The organism is Oceanispirochaeta crateris (assembly GCF_008329965.1).
GTDB lineage: Bacteria > Spirochaetota > Spirochaetia > DSM-2461 > DSM-2461 > Oceanispirochaeta > Oceanispirochaeta crateris.
In genome coordinates, this window is the sequence record NZ_CP036150.1 from 2,674,966 (window position 1) to 2,694,477 (window position 19,512).

20 protein-coding genes are annotated in these 19,512 nt (G+C 45.2%); 9 read left to right on the forward strand and 11 right to left on the reverse strand.

The window, feature by feature from the left end; genetic code table 11:
* Nucleotides 1-27: 27 nt before the first annotated feature.
* The gene (locus tag EXM22_RS12105) at nt 28-483 is read left to right on the forward strand and encodes a YHS domain-containing (seleno)protein (RefSeq protein ID WP_149486775.1); all 456 of its coding nucleotides are present in this window, start codon (nt 28-30) and stop codon (nt 481-483) included.
* On the opposite strand, the gene EXM22_RS12110 is transcribed toward EXM22_RS12105, so the two are convergent.
* Nucleotides 466-2,490 carry a hypothetical protein gene (locus tag EXM22_RS12110; RefSeq protein ID WP_149486776.1) on the reverse strand — a complete coding sequence of 675 codons (2,025 nt, stop codon included), beginning with the start codon at nt 2,488-2,490 and terminating at the stop codon, nt 466-468. The genes EXM22_RS12105 and EXM22_RS12110 overlap by 18 nt on opposite strands.
* 152 nt (nt 2,491-2,642) lie before the next feature.
* Here EXM22_RS12110 and EXM22_RS12115 point away from each other — a divergent pair, with 152 nt between their 5' ends.
* Nucleotides 2,643-4,010, forward strand: coding sequence for an MATE family efflux transporter (locus EXM22_RS12115; protein ID WP_149486777.1), 1,368 nt, complete (start codon nt 2,643-2,645; stop codon nt 4,008-4,010).
* On the opposite strand, the gene mnmH is transcribed toward EXM22_RS12115, so the two are convergent.
* Nucleotides 3,998-4,753, reverse strand: a complete 756-nt coding sequence (mnmH, locus tag EXM22_RS12120; RefSeq protein ID WP_149486778.1) for a tRNA 2-selenouridine(34) synthase MnmH — start codon at nt 4,751-4,753, stop codon at nt 3,998-4,000. The two genes, EXM22_RS12115 and mnmH, sit on opposite strands and share 13 nt — an antisense overlap.
* Complete coding sequence (locus EXM22_RS12125; RefSeq protein WP_149486779.1) at nt 4,735-5,031, reverse strand: rhodanese-like domain-containing protein; 297 nt, start codon at nt 5,029-5,031, stop codon at nt 4,735-4,737. Before EXM22_RS12125 ends, mnmH begins: the two co-directional genes overlap by 19 nt.
* 263 nt (nt 5,032-5,294) lie before the next feature.
* Here EXM22_RS12125 and EXM22_RS12130 point away from each other — a divergent pair, with 263 nt between their 5' ends.
* The 5 genes from EXM22_RS12130 to EXM22_RS12150 all read left to right on the forward strand — a co-directional run bounded on the left by EXM22_RS12130 (nt 5,295) and on the right by EXM22_RS12150 (nt 8,122).
* On the forward strand, nt 5,295-5,828 hold the full coding sequence (locus tag EXM22_RS12130; RefSeq protein WP_149486780.1) for a GNAT family N-acetyltransferase: 534 nt from the start codon (nt 5,295-5,297) through the stop codon (nt 5,826-5,828).
* Between the two features lie 60 nt (nt 5,829-5,888).
* Nucleotides 5,889-6,350, forward strand: coding sequence for a pyridoxamine 5'-phosphate oxidase family protein (locus tag EXM22_RS12135; RefSeq protein WP_149486781.1), 462 nt, complete (start codon nt 5,889-5,891; stop codon nt 6,348-6,350).
* An 11-nt stretch (nt 6,351-6,361) separates the two neighbouring features.
* Nucleotides 6,362-6,958 (forward strand): HAD family hydrolase, encoded by a 597-nt coding sequence (locus tag EXM22_RS12140; protein WP_149486782.1) that lies wholly within the window; start codon nt 6,362-6,364, stop codon nt 6,956-6,958.
* On the forward strand, nt 6,955-7,293 hold the full coding sequence (locus EXM22_RS12145) for a tRNA-binding protein (protein WP_149486783.1): 339 nt from the start codon (nt 6,955-6,957) through the stop codon (nt 7,291-7,293). Before EXM22_RS12140 ends, EXM22_RS12145 begins: the two co-directional genes overlap by 4 nt.
* Before the next feature lie 106 nt (nt 7,294-7,399).
* Nucleotides 7,400-8,122: an aspartate/glutamate racemase family protein gene (locus EXM22_RS12150; RefSeq protein WP_149486784.1), complete on the forward strand. Its 723-nt coding sequence runs from the start codon at nt 7,400-7,402 to the stop codon at nt 8,120-8,122.
* A 55-nt stretch (nt 8,123-8,177) separates the two neighbouring features.
* Here the strand turns inward: EXM22_RS12150 and EXM22_RS12155 are convergent, their stop codons facing one another.
* The 3 genes from EXM22_RS12155 to EXM22_RS12165 are packed head-to-tail and all read right to left on the reverse strand — an operon-like array spanning nt 8,178 to nt 11,031.
* Nucleotides 8,178-8,744, reverse strand: a complete 567-nt coding sequence (locus tag EXM22_RS12155) for a class I SAM-dependent methyltransferase (protein WP_149486785.1) — start codon at nt 8,742-8,744, stop codon at nt 8,178-8,180.
* On the reverse strand, nt 8,744-10,321 hold the full coding sequence (locus tag EXM22_RS12160; protein WP_149486786.1) for a sensor histidine kinase: 1,578 nt from the start codon (nt 10,319-10,321) through the stop codon (nt 8,744-8,746). The genes EXM22_RS12155 and EXM22_RS12160 overlap by 1 nt, the downstream gene beginning before the upstream one ends.
* Nucleotides 10,321-11,031, reverse strand: a complete 711-nt coding sequence (locus EXM22_RS12165; protein WP_149486787.1) for a response regulator transcription factor — start codon at nt 11,029-11,031, stop codon at nt 10,321-10,323. The genes EXM22_RS12160 and EXM22_RS12165 overlap by 1 nt, the downstream gene beginning before the upstream one ends.
* A gap of 165 nt (nt 11,032-11,196) precedes the next feature.
* Between EXM22_RS12165 and creD the strand changes: the two genes are divergently transcribed.
* Nucleotides 11,197-12,582, forward strand: coding sequence for a cell envelope integrity protein CreD (creD, locus tag EXM22_RS12170; RefSeq protein WP_168203480.1), 1,386 nt, complete (start codon nt 11,197-11,199; stop codon nt 12,580-12,582).
* Nucleotides 12,583-12,646: 64 nt separating this feature from the next.
* On the opposite strand, the gene EXM22_RS12175 is transcribed toward creD, so the two are convergent.
* From EXM22_RS12175 to EXM22_RS12195, 5 genes are all read right to left on the reverse strand, one after another.
* Nucleotides 12,647-14,077, reverse strand: a complete 1,431-nt coding sequence (locus EXM22_RS12175; RefSeq protein ID WP_149486789.1) for a carbon starvation CstA family protein — start codon at nt 14,075-14,077, stop codon at nt 12,647-12,649.
* Nucleotides 14,078-14,195: 118 nt separating this feature from the next.
* Nucleotides 14,196-14,969, reverse strand: a complete 774-nt coding sequence (locus EXM22_RS12180) for a LytR/AlgR family response regulator transcription factor (protein WP_168203481.1) — start codon at nt 14,967-14,969, stop codon at nt 14,196-14,198.
* On the reverse strand, nt 14,966-16,669 hold the full coding sequence (locus EXM22_RS12185; RefSeq protein ID WP_149486791.1) for a LytS/YhcK type 5TM receptor domain-containing protein: 1,704 nt from the start codon (nt 16,667-16,669) through the stop codon (nt 14,966-14,968). The genes EXM22_RS12180 and EXM22_RS12185 overlap by 4 nt, the downstream gene beginning before the upstream one ends.
* A 74-nt stretch (nt 16,670-16,743) precedes the next feature.
* On the reverse strand, nt 16,744-17,676 hold the full coding sequence (locus tag EXM22_RS12190; RefSeq protein ID WP_149486792.1) for a carbohydrate kinase family protein: 933 nt from the start codon (nt 17,674-17,676) through the stop codon (nt 16,744-16,746).
* Between the two features lie 25 nt (nt 17,677-17,701).
* The gene (locus tag EXM22_RS12195; RefSeq protein ID WP_149486793.1) at nt 17,702-18,685 is read right to left on the reverse strand and encodes a LacI family DNA-binding transcriptional regulator; all 984 of its coding nucleotides are present in this window, start codon (nt 18,683-18,685) and stop codon (nt 17,702-17,704) included.
* A 150-nt stretch (nt 18,686-18,835) separates the two neighbouring features.
* Between EXM22_RS12195 and EXM22_RS12200 the strand changes: the two genes are divergently transcribed.
* Nucleotides 18,836-19,486 carry a class II aldolase/adducin family protein gene (locus EXM22_RS12200; protein ID WP_149486794.1) on the forward strand — a complete coding sequence of 217 codons (651 nt, stop codon included), beginning with the start codon at nt 18,836-18,838 and terminating at the stop codon, nt 19,484-19,486.
* The last annotated feature ends 26 nt before the right edge of the window (nt 19,487-19,512 follow it).

The following is a 19,512-nucleotide window of genomic DNA, read 5'->3' on the forward strand; positions in this document are numbered from 1 at the left end:
CTCCTGGCTTCACTTAAACTTGTGTAAATGAAACAGAAGATACTAAAACTAAGAAGGATACTCCTGATGGCAATCCTTGGGACAGCCATTTCCGCTGCGTTAACAGCCGGAGAGATAAATACGGATAGGAATAATACAGCCATTAAAGGCTATGATCCGGTAAGTTATTTTCTTGAAAGTGACGCCCGCAAGGGAAGCAGCAAATACAGCCTCGAATGGAAAGGAGCCACCTGGTACTTTTCTACAGATGAGAATAGGAGCCTCTTTGCTTCCAATCCAGAAAAATATGCCCCCCGTTTTGGGGGGTATTGCGCTAACGGTCTATCTGACAGGCATAAGATAGGAGGGAACCCCCAAATCTGGCTGATTCAGGAGGGAGAACTCTTCTTCTTCTTTTCAAGGAGAGGCCGCAGCGCCTGGATCGATGACTCGTCCAAAAAGCTGGCGGCCGAAAGCTATTGGAAGTTAGTTCAATTCCAATGATCCGATAAATCGGGCCAGATCACTGCGGGCCTTAAGGAGCTCCTGTTCTTTCTCTTCCACCTGTCTGTTCAAATTCTGGATGTCTTTTTCCTGGGCTTCTAATTGACCAGAATATTTCTTAAACAGGTCTGAGTCATATTCAAGGACTGCCATATTATCTCTGACACGGCTCTGATCTCTTTCTAAACGGCCGATTCTGGCGGTCAGAGCTGCAGAATCTTCTTTTATACGCACTTCTGATCTTTTAAGCTCGGCCATTCTTTCAAGAGCATTTTTCATGGCAGGTGTCACATCGGCCCACTCCAGGTAATAGGAAAAGTCAGTGAGTCCAAAATTACTCAAGCTGTACTCAGAAGATAGGAGATATTCCTCACTGACAATGACCGGTTTATCACCCCAATCTTTCAATGTGAATCTGTAATCAGAAGACGTTTCCTCATCTATCTCGGGATGCTCAGTCAGATTCCACCCGGTCTCTTTGGGATGGATAAGAATCAGCTCTTCTTCCTCTCCCTGTATGTAATATGCCGTCTTTCTTTCCATCTTATCCTGACGATGCATCATACCGTCGCTTATTTTCAGCGATACGATTCTTTGAGGCTGAGGTTCCTGAATTTTTTGAACGTCCACAGATCCGTGCAAAGCATAACTGATATAACGGCTTGAGCCGGGTATCATATCGGGAATGAGGGCATCACCGGCATAGCTCCTCCCTTCAGAAACAGAAACGGGTCCGGCGGCCCAATGGGCATCACTCTTATTCTCCAAACGAAGCGCCTTGAAGACAACTCCTCCCTGGGCCGGGTCGTAGAGAACCAAAGAGCTTCCCACATCGGGCGAACTGAGTATGGGAATCATGGCGGAAGAGAGAGCTTCGACAGTCACAGGAGAATCCACGGTATATCTATAAAAATTACCGATACGCTCTCCCCCGGCCTGAGAGACGATGGGAACAGGAGCATAGGATTCATTCACGCCATAATATGAATCGTCCATGAGTTCTGACTCTTCATACATCATGACCGGTGCAGATGATTTGGAACTCAGTTGTGAAGAAGAGCGATTAGGGACAACTCCACTGTCATATTCTACGGCTCCGATGGGGCTGGCTGAAGCGATGTCTACCGTTTCCCTATAAACATAACGGGGAGTCGCCATGTCCATGATAAAAGCATTGGGCTGACCTGCCACAAAGCTCAGTTTCACATTGGTCCAATCTTCATTCCCGGTGTTCTGAACCAGAGCCCAACCTTCCAGGCGGGGATTATTTTCTTCATCCACAATGATTCGATAACTGGTTTTCCATAAGGGAACAGCCTTTATATAACTCAGGCGGACAATCCGGGTTCCTGTCCCTTTTAGTGAGATTTTGAGCATACGGGAGGTCTTGACGCGAGCCTGGGCTATATCCCCCAGGGCATCCAGAAGCTCTTCCTGCAGGAGAGTATCCTTGAAACTCAAATTCCTCAATTCCAGAATATTCACTGTACTCAGTCCATCCTGATTCATCAGGTTTAAGTTTATCCGTCTGGAACCTTCTGCATTTCTGCTTTCTTCCACACTGAAGATCCGTCCTGAGAAACTGCCCTTATCGGTCACAACCGAGATTTCTTCTCCTTGCGTTCTTTTGAGGAACTCTATGATCCCGGGAGATCCCGATGGATTGACCCTGAGTTCTGAAAGAGTGGCAGACAGAGGATTTTCACTGGTAAAATTCACAGAATCTACGATCCCGCCATCCAGGTCCTCCACTGTTAGTGATTTCAGAATATCATTGAGGTCTTTATGCTCCACAGGAAAAGCAAGAACCTGATTTCCATCAACCTCGGTTTCATGGACAATCTGAGCAAGACCAGCCGTATAGAGGGTCACAGCCTTGATAGGGAATTCTTGATCATTTAAGGACAAGCTGTCTCTCATAATAGATTCTGAAGAACCTTCACCGGCACTGAGAGCCGGGAAGCCAATGGACAATAGAATAATAAGTAATTTTATAAAGCGATTCATAGTACCAGCATAAAGCAGGAAGATGGTTTTTCCAAGTTCAATGGCACAAAACAGAAAATCAGTTTAATATCCTGAATAAAGTATATTAAGACGTTGCTTCGCAAATGTGCGAAATGTGATAGTTGCCCAGATTGGCCGTGGAGAAATAGTTGATGAACAAGAATATGAAAATGATCACATCTGACAAGGAGGGACTCGTTCTAGTCAGGTTGACCCGGCCCATGACCATGGGGATTCTGGGGATGATCATATTCAATCTGGTAGACACCTATTTTGTTGGGAAACTTGGTACAGTTCAATTAGCCGCACTCTCCTTCACCTTTCCGGTTGTCCTGACCATCAGCAGTGTGGCCCACGGTTTGGGAGTCGGTATGACAGCTGCCGTATCACGGGCAGTGGGAGAGCAGGACAGGCAAAAACAGACCCGGTTGATCACCTGGGGGATGGGGCTCTCCTTCATGGTTGTTTTCTTTTTTGTTATTATTGGACAATTGACAATTGATCCGGTATTTACCCTGCTGGGTGCCGATGCGGAAACACTGGTTGTGATAAGGGAATATATGAGTGTCTGGTACTGGGGAGTCGCCTTCGTAGTTATCCCTATGACGGGAAACTCGGCCATTCGGGGAATGGGGGATACCAAGACCCCCTCCAGGGTGATGCTCATTGCAGCCACCATAAACACAGTATTAGATCCTCTGCTCATCTTTGGAATAGGACCATTCCCGGAACTGGGAGTCACCGGAGCCGCCCTGGCCACTGTATTAGCCAGGACTGTGACCTTCACTGTGGCCTGGTATATCCTCATTTTCAGAGAAAAAGTGATTTCAATCCGTGATGGTTCCGTCAGAATTATCTTGAATGTTTGGAAGGAGATTCTCCATGTAGGAATCCCCACCACACTCTCTAAAATCATCATCCCCCTAAGCTCTGGAATCATCACAGGAATGATCGCATCTTTTGGAAGGGAAGCCGTGGCCGGTTTCGGGATAGCCACCAGACTGGATATGTTTGCTTTGATCATCATCAATGCCATGATTTCTATCATCCCCGTATTTGTAGGTCAGAACTGGGGAGCCGGGTTCAAAGACAGAGTGGTCAAGGGTTTGAAAGTAGCCGATCTGTTTTCTTTAATTTATGGAATGGTGGTCTATCTCATCCTCCTCATCGCAGCCAAACCCATTATCCGCCTGGTGAATGATGATCCAAAGGTGATTGCCGTAGCGGTCCTCTATATGAAAATTGTGCCTTTGGCATATGGACTCCAGGGCATCATGCTCATTGCCGTAACAACTCTGAATGTGCTTAAAAAGCCCATCCATTCAGCCTTGCTGACCTTGGCTCAGATGTTTGGACTCTATATACCATTGGCTTTGTATGCTTCAAGAGTATTTGGGCTAGCAGGCATCTTTTCATCCCTGGTTTTGTCTTATGTGATCGCAGCTCCCCTGTGCAGTAGTATCAACAAGAAGGTGATATTCAACCAGATGCAGTCCAGGAATGAAGATCAAGAGTCCTGAGACTTTTCCAACAATTCTAAAATAGCTTCTGCAGCCCTTTGAGGCGATCCATCGGGGGAAAAGTAGCGACAGAGAACGGAACGGTTTTTTAGTTTACGATCGTACTCATAACTCTTATCATAATAATCTAAAATAAGAGAGACTGCGCCCGAAAGATCCCCGGACTGCAAAGCCTCTATAGATTTAAAGGCACTCTCCGACCCCAGTCTTTTACTGATTTTACGAATGGACTCCTCAAGGAGAGATTTACTTTCATGTCCATAATCACGACTCAGCCTGTCGATTCTATTTTGACGATCCATCTCTACCCGAACGAGAGGAGCCCTTTTCATCTGCTCAAAAAAAGGAAGCGGAAGGAATATTTTGCCGATGCTGAGGCTCTCGTCTTCTACCCAGATCCTCCGGGAATGCGAAAACTTCCTGATCTTTTCAGAAAGATCATTTTCGAACTGTTCCGTCGAAGGTTGTCTCCCCATTCCCAATGATCCAAAGGCCGAACCTTTATGATGAGCAAGGCCTTCAAGATCCAAGACCTGTTCTCCCATTTCTGAGAGGCATTTTAGAATCTCTGTCTTTCCACTGCCAGTCATTCCACCGAGGATGAGCAGAGGAAGAGTTTGTCCAAAAAGAAACTGAGCACCCCTTCGATATCCCTTATACCCCTGGTCCAACCTGTAAACCGTATATCCGTCATTATCAAGGAGAGAAGCGAATCTCTGGCTTCTTAACCCCCCCTGGCACAAAGGAGGAGGATTTTTTTATGGCGTGCAAGAATTTTAACCTGTTCCAGGTAGGTTGGAATTTTCGGCTCAGCAAAAGATTCACCCAGCAGAATAGCCACATCCTGCCCCTTATGCTTGTAGGTCCACCCTATTTCGGCTCTTTGTTCATTCGAAAAAAGGGGGATATTAAAGCTTTCCGGAATGTGAGCATGATCATATTCCACCGGAGATCGAACATCCACAATATTTAAAGACTCTCTCAGCTCCAGGAATCTGTCCAGACTTACTAATTCAACCATAAATATATAACTACCTTCAGAAAACGGATGCGATCAAAAGCCTCCCGGTCTCTTCCTTCCCAATGATATTATATTAAACTATTGACCGCCAGGAGTCATCAGGAAACCCTATCCCATTGCGCTGAGTGGGGCTGTCTAAATGCTCCCGTAGAAAACGCTGATCTTAACCCAATTGAGGTAAAAGATGCAGGCTTCAAAAATAAACTGTATAATACTTTAAGAAGAGCCATCTTGAAAATGGTGCCCATGATAGAGAGGAAGAGATGAGAGTCGTTATTGAAACAGACAGACTCCTGTTAAGAAACCTGAAGCTAAGTGATATGGATGATCTGTGCAATGTTCTTTGTGATCATGAATTAATGCAGCATTACCCTGCCACCTTCAGAAGAGACCAGGTGCGTTCCTGGATTGAATGGAATAAGAAAAATTACTCCGATTATGGATACGGACTATGGGCCGTGATACTCAAAAGAAATCAGATTTTTTTAGGAGACTGCGGCATTACAATGCAGAACATTGAGGGAGAAGAGCTTCCTGAACTAGGATATCACATAAGGAAAGATTACTGTCAGCATGGATACGCAACAGAAGCGGCTGAAGCCTGCATCCGTTTTGGATTCCAAAACCTGGGACTCCATGCCCTCTATGCCTACACGACAAAGGACAATATCCCATCCATAAGAGTGGCCGAAAAAAACGGCATGACCTTTGTCAAATATTTTAGAAAAACGGTGATGGGCTCAGAAGTAGAAGAAGTACTTTTTTCTCTAAAAAATGATTTCCCTTTCTCAAAATGATTATCATATAGAATAACTCAAAAAAAGCCGCTAAACTGATTTGAAACTAAAGGGGGTGCAATGCGACGCAAGGAAAAAGAAATTACTGACAGGGTTGAAATAGACTCGATACTGAAAACAGCCAGAATATGCCGGCTGGCCATGATAGATGGAGATACCCCCTACGTGATCCCCCTGAACTATGGTTACAGTCAGAACACCTTGTATTTTCACTCTGCCAATGAGGGACGAAAAATTAATATACTTCATAAGAATCCCCGTGCTTGTTTTGAAGTAGAATGGGATACATCCCTTGTGGAGGGTAAGGACCCCTGTCAATGGTCAATGAATTTTCAAAGTATAATTGGCAGCGGCCAGGTAGAGTTTATTGAATCCCCAGAACAAAAGGTGAAAGCATTGAGCATTATAATGAGCCAATATTCTGAAAAAGAAGATTTCAGCTACCCAACTGAAGCTGTAAACGGTGTCACGGTGTTCAAATTAGCCATTGACGAGATTTGTGGAAAACAATCCATCTCATAAGGAGGATCAGATTGAATATTGTATTTGACCTAGGCGGGGTGGTTCTGCATTGGAATCCGGACGAACTGATTGCCCGAACATTTTCTGGAAAATCAGATCAAAAGATTGTAAAAGAGCAGTTTTTATCCCATCCAGATTGGGAAGCCATGGACAAGGGAACACTGGATGAAGAATCTGCTCTGCAGAATGCAGCACAAAGAACAGCTTTACCCTATGAAAAACTGAAAAAGATGATGGAAGATGTTCCTCCATTCCTAGAACCAAACAGTCAAACTATTGCTATCATAAAAAAGGTTAAGGAAAGAGGTCATAAGCTCTATATCCTTTCCAATATGCATCATAATTCCATGGATTATCTGCTGGCGACCCATGATTTTTTTAACATGTTTGACGGAATAGTAGCCTCCTGCAGGGTAGGCATGATAAAGCCTGAACCTGAAATTTATGAACACCTACTAAAAGAGTTCTCTCTGAACCCTGAAGAAACAGCCTTTATAGATGATTTGAAACAGAATGTGGAGGCAGCATCGAAAAAGGGAATTCACCCCATACATTTCATTGATCCAGAACAATGCGAAGAGGCTCTCAAGGAGATACATTGTCTATGAAAGAGATCAGTTGGGACGATTTTACTCAAGTAGAGCTCAGAATCGGAAGGATAATCAAGACCGAACCCTTCCCGGAAGCACGAAAACCAGCCTATAAACTACTGCTGGATTTTGGAGAAGAGATAGGCCTGAAAAAGTCTAGCGCTCAGATCACTGTCCACTATACTCCTGAAGAGCTGGTAGGAAAACAGGTTCTTGCGGTCATCAACTTTCCTGTAAAACAAATTGGTCCCATGAGGTCGGAGTGCCTGGTGACTGGATTTTACGATAGCAATGGGGACGTAATTCTTTGCAAACCCGACAAGGAACTTCCTTTGGGTAGCAAGCTTCTCTGAGTTTGAAATAAAGAGTGTTGTAATCTAAAATGGATTCCCCTGTTCTTTTTAGAAGACCCCACATCCAAATTTAATATATAATTGAGAATCAACGGGGAGGTCTGTCATGAGAAAAATTGGATTGCTTGGCGGAATGAGCTGGGAAAGCACCCAAGACTATTATCGCAGAATTAACGAAGGAATCAAAAAAAAACGAGGAGGACTTCATTCTGCGGAAATCATACTCTACAGTGTCGACTTTGCCCCTATTGAAAAGCTCCAGCATAGTGGTGACTGGGCAGGAACCGAGGCAGTTTTGATCAATGCCGCCCGGTCCATTGAAGCGGCAGGAGCTGAGTTCCTTTTAATCTGCACAAATACAATGCATAAGGTTGCCCCGGGAATTGAAAAAGCCATATCCATACCTCTATTACACATTGCAGATGCAACAGCTGAAACTCTTATCCAGGATGGAATATCCTGTGTCGGACTCTTAGGAACAGCCTTCACCATGGAACAGGACTTTTACAAAGGACGATTGGAAAAAGAATTTGGACTGGATGTTTTGATTCCCGGTCAAGAGGAACGAAATACAGTTCATAGAATTATATATGAGGAGCTTTGCCTCGGTAAAACAACAAACGAGTCAGCCCGGGAGTTCTACAGAATCATGGAAAATCTGGCTCAAAGGGGCGCTGAAGCGGTCATCCTGGGCTGTACAGAGATAGGCCAGCTGGTGAAACAGCAAGAGACTCCAATAAAACTATATGACACCACGGAGATTCATGCCGACCAGGCAGTAGATTATGCTCTGTCTTACCTTGAAAAGTTTGACTCCTTAGAAGATTGAACTCACCTTGCGGACCCAATATATTTCAATTTGAGATAGACAAAGCAATCATATATCAGCTTTTTAGCCTGGCCAGAAGAAGAATGGAATCCTCATGTTCAAATTCCTTATATACTTTAAGATGCAGAATATCAAACAGGGTACCGAAAAGGTCATTGATTTCATTTTCCAGATAATACTGAAAGAATAAGCCTTCCATTGTCTCATGTGTGGTTCCTCTCCAAAAGGAGTGACAGATGATTCCTCCCGAATTCAAAATCTCAGTCTGACGGTGTACTGACTGAATCAACTCGTCCTTCTTTAAATGATGGAGGACCTTATTCGAATAAAGAGCATCAAAGGTTCTGTCTGTTTCCAATGTTCGGACATCCAGTTTTAACAAATCACTCTCTGGATGTTTCTCCCTGTACAGGTCCAGAAATACAGTTGAAGAATCAGAACCACAGGCCTTAAATGTATTCTTTAAAAGATTCAGATCCCTGCCCGGTCCCATTCCCAATTCAAGAACGGACGCCCCGTCAGGAAGTTCTGTTCTCAAGAGTTCGACCAGTTCCCGGCCGTCATCATCTCCAATCATGCCGATGTACTCGTCCACATTCTTTCTGTCTTGAAAAAAATCCATTAGAAACTCCTTTGAAAAGTTAAAGAAAAGACAGCTCCACCTCCTGTTCGATTTCTGCAAGACACGGAACCGCCGTAAGCTTTCATTATAGACTGAACAATGGAAAGACCCAAACCGGAATGATTTTTCTTATCACCTTCAAAGCGGTCTGAGAAGAAACGTTTATACAACAGAGGTAAATTCCCCTCAGGGATGCCGGGACCTCTATCCAAGACGGAGAGAATAACATTCAGGTCCGAAACTTCCATACGGACCAGGATTGTCTCATTCATGGGGGAGAAGCTTTCTGCATTGTCCATCAGATTCACAAGGCACTGAACTATTCTGGCTTCTGAAGCACGAATATGGACAATCCCATCCTTGGGAGGGACCCTTTCAAAGAGAAAGCGATTGCCACGGGTATTTTTCATATCGATTAACTCGCAAACCAGTCTCTCTACATCCAAAGTGACTCTTGATTCCTCACCAATTTGCAAGTCAATTTGACTTATATTTCTCAAATCATCAATCAGCCTTTGAATCCGTCCGGCTTCCTTCTCAATGATTCCGGTCAATTTATCCCGGTCATATGCCTCAGCATCCCGGCTGAGTTCTGCCGCATTCAGAATGGACGCTACAGGATTCTTGAGTTCATGAGAAAGGTCTGAGGAAAAACCATCCATGAAGCTGACATACTCTTCCAACCTTTGGGAAATACCATCTAAGGAACGGGAGAGATCGCCAATCTCATCCTTGTTTTTCAATGACAGGAAACTCCCCTTGATACGGCCCCGGTGATCCAGGAAACTCTCAGCCTGATCTCTCAGTTTCTTAACAGGAATAGTAATGGTCCGGGCCAGAACAAGAGAAAGCCCCCCCGCCACAAAAAGAGAAAGAAAGAAGACTCGCACCATGTCCAGGCGAAGCTTATACAGATCTGTCAGAATACGGTAGGTTGAGCGGGAAACAAGCACGGCTCCACACACCCCGGAGGAAGCAAAGACAGGCAGGGCCGAATAAAGATTCACAGACCTCTGCCCCCCTCCGGAATAGCGGGTATAGGCTCCGTATTGCCCCTGAAGTGCCGCCTTGATTTCAGGACCGAGAAGTTGTGTCGAAGAACTGTAATACTCGGCAGATGCCAGGGGCACAGCAGGGGCGGAAATAAACCTTTTAAGAAGATTCAAGGGATAAACCGCAGTTTTATAAAGCCAATGGTCTCTCAAGGATGAAGGGAGTTCTTCATAAAGGGAACTATCCCGGTTGCTGATCTTACTGACTGTTGCCATCCCCTCCTCCCTCTGCGACGGCAACAAAAAGGGAGAACTTGAATCGGCCAGAATATGCCCTGTTTCATCAACAATCCTGATACGGGCATCCTGATGACCTTCCAGATTCCTGAGAAGCCTCAGGGCATCCTCTTCAAGATTTTCTGAATTCCTCAAAGAAGCCGAAATCAGACGGCCCTGCTGCACCATGGAATTTTCCATGCCTGTTAAAAGCTGTTTTTCATATGTATCCAGGTAAAGGAACATGCCTATGGGGAAAAAAACCAGTAGGATGTTAAAAACCAAAAGTCGAAGAGTCAGCTTAGACATCAGATCTTCTCCCTGAAACGATACCCCAGGCCATAGACAGTTTCGATCCTGTCAAAACCTTCATCCACTTGGGTAATTTTTTTCCGAAGCCTCTTGATATGGCTGTCAATGGACCGGTCACTCACATAATTATCCAGGGGGAATGCGGCTTGTATCAGCTGCTCCCGGGACCGGACGGCTCCCGGGACCTCTGTTAGTTCTAAAAGGATGCGGAACTCACTGATTGAAAGAGGCAGCAAATCTCCCTTCCACCAGGCCCTGTAACTATCGCTGCATATTTTTAAATGAACCTCTATTTCCTTAGACCGGAGCAACTCTTGATTTGGAGAGTTGTCCAGTCTTGTATTCCTCTCTCTACGCAACAGGACCTTCACCCTCGTACAAAGCTCCCGCAAAGAAAAGGGCTTGCACAGATAATCGTCCCCACCAATCTCAAGCCCGAGTATACGGTCAAACTCTTCATCCCGGGAAGAAAGAAAGATAAGGGGAATCCTTTCATCGACCTGCCTGATTCTCCGGCACAGCTCCAGACCATCCATCCTGGGCATCATAATATCCAGGATCATCAGGTCAGGTCTTTCATGTCCGAATCCCCTCCAAGCCTGTTCACCATCTGCAAAAGCCAAAACAGAATGCCCGTCCTTTTCAAGAGCGAAGGTCAATGTTTCTCTCAAACTTTCTTCATCATCTACGATTGCTATCCTTGCCATGATGTGAAGTGTATCACAGCTTTTACCAGGGTTTCACTGAGAGGATTCCAATTGCCTCAATTCTGCCACATTTGTGCCCTCATTCTGCCGGAAGCAAGAGGCATACTACCTTTAACCCAGGCATTGCAGAGCCTCAATACCAAGAAAACTCAATGGAGAAAAAAAATGAAAGACATTAAGAACAAAGACATTTCAAGGCAGGATTGGAAGTCCCCGCTGTTGCATTTAGGACGCTCTGGGAGCCCGTCCTTCGGTTTCAAGGTAATTTTCATTATAATAATGATATTCCTATTCCTCATCCCCCTGGGAATGATCAAAGATCTCATCTGGGAAAGAGAATCCAGGAAGATGGAAGCCCGGGAAGATGTGGTGTCTTCCTGGGGAGGGAGAAGTGCCCTGGGCGGCCCCGTTCTAGTCATACCCCGACGCATAGAGAGAGAGTTTTTGGAAGAAGGAGGAAAATCTCATAGGACCGAAGAGTACATTGAGAATGTCTATTTGCTTCCCCGGAGCCTGGACATGGAAATACACAGTCGGAATGAAATGAAATACAGAGGGATATTCGAAATTCCGGTGTTCACTCTGGATCTGAACAGTAGTGGAGAATTCTCTCTGGAAGCTCTTTATAAACACTACAATCCCGCAAACCTCCTGTGGGATCAAGCCTATCTCCAGTTCAGTTACCATCAGTTAAAAGGGATGAAAAAGACAGAACCTCTTCTCTGGGGTGGCAGAGAAATTGATTTCGAACCGGGGGATAATGCTCAATCATTCTATAATGCGGCTCTGAAAGTCCCGGTAGATATTGGGTCGGGAGAGATTCAAAATATTAGCCGAATCTATCCCTTCAGATTCAATCAGCAGATTCAAGGGGGGACTTCCTTAGAGTTCTTACCTCTAGGGGGAGTTACAAAGGTTTTGCTGGAGTCCGACTGGGGTTCTCCTTCCTTTCAGGGCTACTATCTCCCTGGAGAACAATCCATCACAGAGACAGGGTTCTCCGCAGAATGGGAACTCCATTCATTGAGCCGCGGCATTCCTGAAACCTGGATGGAATCGGATGCTTCAATTTTTCAAAAGATGAGAGAGACTGCCTTTGGCTTAACCTATTACCCTGAGCTTGACTCATACAGCAAGACCAGAAGGACTGTGGATTACGGCATTCTCTTCCTAACCATTCCTTTTTTAACCTTCTTTCTTTTTGAATTGATCAGCAAGGTCAGGATTCACCCCATTCAGTATTTATTGGCAGGCTTCGGTAATATTTTATTCTACCTGATACTGCTTTCTCTCTCGGAACACACAGGGTTTTCACCATCCTACCTCATAGCCTCATTATCGGTGACAGCATTACTCTCATTATATACATTAACTATCGCAGGCATCGGATGGAAGGGACTGACTCTGATACCTGTCATGGCTGCCGGGTACGGATACCTCTTCTTTGTTTTAAAATCTGAGGATTATGCCCTTTTGATGGGTACGGCAGGCCTCTTTGCAGCCTTGGCAATAACGATGTTTCTGACCAGAAAAATCCAATGGTATGACTGATTTTACCGAAAAAACCGGAGGCATTTTGAGTGCCTCCGGTAGGAATTCTTACAGAAGAGAAGTGTTATGCTGGTTCAGGATCTCCGGCAGTCTTTATTTTTTGTGTTTTGACGATAAAGACGCCTAAAAGAATGACGGCAACAACGATCCCTATAGGCTGAGAAATAGTAGCCGGTAGTTGAAATCCTTCTGGAGCCTGAAGGATATAGGTCGTCACTACAGCAGACATAAAGGTTGCAGGAATAGTGGCGATCCAGTGAAGCTTCTTGCTTCTAAACAGATAGACGGCAGAAGCCCACAGAACAATGGTGGCCAGAGTCTGGTTGGACCATGCAAAGTATCTCCAGATGATGGAGAAATCAATGAAGTTCAGAACAAACCCCAGGGTTAACAGAGGAACGGCAATAATAAGCCTGTTCTTAATCCCATCCTGTTTCATATTCATTGAGTCTGCAATCGTAAGACGTGCAGATCTGAAAGCCGTATCACCAGAACTGATAGGACAAGCCACAACACCGAGCATAGCCAGCATTCCGCCGACGGTTCCCAAGAGACCCACAGAGATCTCTTTGACAACAAGACCGGCACCACCCTGGCCGATAACACCTGCCAGTCCATCAATACCACCGAAAAAAGTAACAGAAGCGGCGGCCCATACAAGAGCAATAACACCTTCGGCAATCATGGCACCATAGAAAATGGGACGTCCCATTTTTTCGTTGGGAAGACAGCGTGCCATAATAGGAGACTGGGTGGCATGAAAACCGCTGATGGCACCACAGGCAATGGTAATAAACAGCATGGGGAAGAAAGAAAGGCCTTTGGGATGCATATTGGTCAGACTAATTTCAGGAATGCTATGTTCACCGAATACGAGCATGATTCCCACACCCAATGCCATGACCAAAAGGACGACACCGAAAACGGGGTAAATTCTTGCGATAATCTTATCAATGGGGAGGATGGTAGCTACAAAGTAGTAAACCAGAATAATCGTGAGCCAGAACCACTTGTTCGCAAAGATTCCAGTCATGCCCAAATTGGCGAGAAGACCGGCGGGACCTGCCATAAATACGGTTCCCACAAGGAGGAGTAAAATCACAGAGAAAACTCTCATGACCTGTCTCATCCCGTTACCGAGGTAAATACCAGTGATCTCGGAAATACTCTTACCGTCATGGCGGACACTCATCATTCCAGAGAAGAAGTCATGTACTGCTCCGGCGAAAATGCACCCAAAAACAATCCACAAAAAAGAAGCGGTTCCAAAAAGGGCTCCCATAATGGCACCATAGATTGGACCGAGTCCCGCAATGTTCAAGACCTGAATGAGAAATATTCTCCAGGGTTTAATGGGTACGAAGTCGACTCCATCCTGCATGGTGTAAGCAGGGGTTTTTCTATCGGGTTCAATCCCGAAGATAGTTTCGACTATCTTACCATAGACAAAATAGCCGACAACAAGGGCGGCCAGACAAACTAAAAAACTGATCATAAAGACTCCTTTGGATATGACATAATGAGGCATACTTTAGGGATGAGAAGGGAATTCGGTGTTGGTTTTTGGAACGAATGGTAAGAAATCGGGAACGAATGGTAAAAAAAGCAGAAAATCAGTCCATGTGAAGGATTTCTTTCAATGCGGCCGTGTGGGAGCGGCTGACAGGAATCCGGTCATCCACATATTTTAACTTGATCAAATAGGCATTGTTAAACCAGGGTTCCACGGCCTCAATGTAATTCAAATTAACCGTATAGCTTCTATGACACTTAAAAAGAGCGTCATCAGTGACGAGCTCCTCCAACTGACTCAGAGACTTCCGATAGGAATAGGACCCTTTTGTAGTATAGATAAGGGAATGCTTCTCTTCGGCTGTTAACATGACAATGTTGTCAAAGTCTATGGGAATAAACCGCCCGTCAGAATAAACTGTCAGTTTTCGAAGATCACCAGGGCCAGCCTGTTTCTCAGAGCTGACCAGATTCATAATCCTTTGTCCCAATCCGACAAGTTCATCCTGTTTCATCAAGCGGTTACGAGCCCTGTTCAACCCCCGGGTTAAACGTTCTTCCTCAATAGGCTTTAAAAGATAGTCCAGGGCGTTCACATCAAAGGCTTCAATGGCAAACTGATCATAGGCTGTCACAAAAATGATTTGGGGGTAGGGAGGATGTGACAGAATCTGACGGGCTGTCTCTAAACCTGTCAATCCAGGCATCTGAATATCAAGAAGGATAAGATCGACTTCTTCATCTTTGAGGTATTCAAGAGCCTTCATTCCGTTCTCAGCTTCGGCGACAACCTTAATGTCCCTGTTTTTTTCCAATAACCAGCACAACTCATCACGGGCCGGTTTTTCATCATCCACAACCAAAACCCGGATCATGAGGAGACCCCTGAAGGAATAAAGATAGAAGCGGTTGTACCTTCTCCCTGCTTGCATATGAGATGGAGTGTTGAGGACGGACCATATAAATTGAGAAGCCTTTGCCTGATATTATCAATTCCAATGGATTTACACTTTGCATCTTCTGGATCATCACAAAACTCATCACATTTAAATCCCTGTCCATTATCATGAACCATCAGAAAAGTCCCCCCTTCGGCATCCATAGCCCGGATGGTGACAGTTCCGCCATCGGGAAAGGGCTGAATACCATGAATCACGGCATTCTCCACCAGTGGCTGCAGTAGAAGAGGAGGAAGATCCAGTTTCAGGCCGGGCTGTATATCATACACAACATTCAACCGGTCTCCAAAACGGGCTTTCTCTATTTCCAAATAGGCTTTTATATGTTTAATTTCAGTTTCAAGAGAGACCGAAGTATCCCCTGCCTGCAAATTGTTTCTGTAAAATGTTCCCAAATGTACAAGGAGTTCACGGCCTTTCTCGGGGTCTGTACGAATAAGAGAAACAATTGTATTGATGGCATTAAAAAGGAAGTGAGGATTTATCTGAGCCTGGAGAGCCAGCATTTGAGCCTGACGGAGGAGCTTCTTCTGTTCTTCCAGCCGGCTTAATTCCAACTGTGAAGATATGAGAGTTGCCAGCCCTCTTGCCGTTTCAATGTCTGCCTGATTAATGGCATTTTCCTGCCCCTTATACAGCTTAAGCGTCCCTATACATTCATCATCTCTAAGAAGAGGAGCAATAACAGCAGATTTGAGAGCACATTCCGGATGAAAACAGCCAATCTCATCGGCAGTACCGGCAGTCATTAGCAAACCGCTTCTCATGGCTTCCTTGGTAATCCGGGTCAACATGGACTGTGAGGAATTATGATGATCATCCCCGGCTCCTGAATGTACAAGGATTCTGTCACGGTCAGTAAAGGAGACGGCAATCAGTGACATCTCCTTACGGATAATCTCCGCAGCAGCCGTTGCTGTTTCAGGATTCAGCCCTCTTCTGAAAAGGGCCAAGGTTTGATCCGCAATCTTAAGAACCTGATGAGACTGACGGGCAGCCATCCTCTCTCCCTCACTGAATAAGTTTTCAAAAACCAGAATGATGAGGGAACAGCCGATCGCGTTGGCAATAATCATAGGCATACTGATGACCTTGACCAGGTTAACAGCATCGGGAAAAGGCCTGGCTGTGATCAAAATCAGGATCATCTGCATGACTTCGGCAATGGCCGCAGTCCACAGGGCAAAAAGAGGCTTCCGGGAAGACCTATAAAAATAGGGACTCAGAAAACCTGCCAAAGCTCCTTCGGCAATGGTTGAAACCATACAGGACACAGCGGTAAAACCACCCACATCAATGCCCCAGCGGTGAATTCCTGCAATTAAACCGGCAAAGATGCCGACAACAGGACCACCTAGCAACCCTCCGACAAAAACAGGAACCATCCTGGCATTGGCAAGAGCACCCTGAATCGGAATCCCCGTATAGGTACCCAGGGTACCCAATATTCCCAGAACAAGAATGGGAAACAGAACATCCTTAAGCTCATGATTCCGATTACGGATAATCCGGGTAAACATGCCCAGCCGGGACAATAAAAGGGCGACAATAATATTCAACCCGGTTTGCTGGACCAGGGCAATAATAATCTGGATGATGACCGTTTCACTATTCATATTGAGAGTATAAACGGGAGTATCCCTGGTGGGAAGAAAAAAGATTCAAAAGGAAGGCCTTCCGTCTCCCAAAATCAGAATTGAATGCTCTCCATATCATCACGGCTGGGAGGATTAGCCCCACTGCGGCTGCAGTTTATACCGGCAGCTTTATTTGCAAAAGCTCCCAACTCGGATAGTTCTTTTTCACTTATGGCTGATATTTGATCTTTGGAAAAAAGCTCCCGAAGGTGAAGCCAGCTCAACATGGCTCCATGAAAAGTATCTCCTGCACCAATAGTATCCGCCACGGGAAGATCAAAGAGAGGAGAAAGAACCCGATGGGTCTTTGTTATCAAACTAGCCCCTTTTTTCCCCTCGGTTAGAGCCACAAGAGCCGCACCAAAAGAAAGAATTCTCAAAATACCATCCTCCAGACTCAGATCGGGATAAAGCCATTGAATGTCTTCATCACTCAGTTTTACAACTGTGCAAACCTTGCAAAGATTCTCAAACCGTTTCAAATACACATCTCTATCCGGAACCAAAGAAGGTCTAATGTTTGGATCAAAGGAAAGAAGATAAGATGAACAACTGGTAATTAAGAAATCACTGAGAACCCTACCGCAGGGTTCCTGAGAGAGAGAAATAGACCCGAAATGAATGATTTTTGTGTCTCCGGGAAGGGATATCTGACCCAACTCTTCTTCACGCCAGGATTTATCCGCGGTCTGATTGGCAAAAAAGGCATATTTTGCCTGGCCATCCTTTTGTTTCTGCACAAATGACAGAGTTGACGATTCATCGGTACGGATCACAAGCTTTGTCCCCACTCCGTTTTTTTCCAAATACTCCATCAGCTGATTTCCAAATAAGTCGGTACTGACACGACCCAGATACTGACAGGGAATGCCCATCCTAGCGATGGCGACAGAGGTATTGTAAGGCGACCCCCCTGGAAATCCTATAAACTCCAGATCCTTCTGGCTGACAAAATCGATCAACGCTTCACCTAAACTGACAATCATATCCCCCTCCTTCTATTGTGATATTCTATTTTTTATTCTGACTTCCGCACGATTCCCGCACGACCATTTCCCAGTTATGAATGATATCTTTCCGCCCTTCAGGACATGTCCCTCCAATCAATTCTATGATCTTCTGAATAGCCGATCGGCCTATTTCTTCAGTTGGCTGACGCAGCACTGTCAGTGGTGTTTTCAACAGGCTCAGCCAGCGTGCATCGTCATATCCGATAATTTTAAGGTCTTGAGGAACATCCACCTTATTCTCTTCTGCAGCCAATAATGCATAGTATGAGAGGACTTCATTCGTGCATAAAAGGCCATCTGGACAAACCTGCCGCATCCACACGGCAAGGGAATCAAGAGATTCTCCCCGGTGTTCTGATATAAATTGATAGGGGGGGAGACCTGCCGATTCAAGAGCATTCAAATATCCCCTGCGACGCTCTCCCATCGTATAAAACAGATCTTTGTACCCTATGAAACCTATTTTTTGACATCCATTCTCTATGAGAATTTCAACCGCTCTTTGAGCCGAACCTGCATTATCGATACCAATAAAAGAGCCCTTCGCTTTTTGTATTTTTCGATCTATCTGAACATAGGGTTTGGATGTTTGATTCTCCCACTGAAACTCTTTGTATTGATCCACAGGGGCGATGATCAATCCATCGGCGCCCTTTTGCAGGAGTAAATGGATGTAAAGATCTTCTTTCTCACTGCTTCCTTCGGAATCGCAGAGCATAATGTTATACCCTTCTTCTCCGGCGGTCTTTTCAATTGATTTTACAATTTCAGAAAAAAAAGTTTCGCTAATATCAGAAACAATGATACCGATTGTTTTCGTGCCCTTCCCCTTGAGGCTTTGTGCCAGAATGTTAGGGACATATCCCAGCTCCTGCACGCATTTGAGCACTCGATTCTTCGTTGCCTGATCGACAAATCGGGTGCCATTCAAGGCATGTGAAACGGTTGTGACAGACACCCCCACAGACTGGGCAACATCCTTCATTGTGATCCTCTTCAAAATCGCAAAGACCTCTCAAATTCAAACGCAATCGTTTGGCTAATCGTTTTCTTCAGTTTTACACGGATTTTTTGGAATGTCAATTTTTAGAATCAACTCTAGAAAAACACAGGAAAAGAACTGTATAATTCAATTATGAGATATCAAAAACAAAGGGAGGCCGTTGCCTCCACAATGCGCCGCCTTTACCGCCAGGGACTGACCACTTGCTCGGGAGGCAATATAAGTTTCAGAGTCGATGACCACCATGTATTGATAACACCCGCCGCTCTAGACAAGGGAATCATAAATTTCAGACAGATTGCCCTCATGACTCTTGATGGTGAGAACCTGACTCCAGCTCTCAGGCCCAGCATAGAAACGGATATGCATCTCAAAATACTACGAAGCAGAAAAGATATCTCTGCGGTTGTTCATGCCCATCCCCTGAATGCCAGTCTGATGACAGCGACAGAAACCCCTACTATCCGGACAGATCTGCTTGCCGAAGCACGCTACCTCCTGAAAGATCCCATATTTGTTCCCTATGCCCTGATGGGTACTGAAGGCTTAGGAAACAATGTATCTGAGGCCTTATCTGATGGGGCTGTCGCAGCTCTTCTCGAAAACCACGGTGTTTTAACAATTGGAACAACCCTGCTTCAGGCTTTCGACCGCCTGGAAGTACTGGAAGCCGCAGCGGCTATGACCATAAAAATGAAGGGCCTTGTCAAAGGGGTCGCACTGAGTCAGAGGCAGCTCTCAGAAATCGATGGTATGCATACTCAGCCAATCGTTGAAAAATAAGGGAAATAAAATGACTCTAATAAATT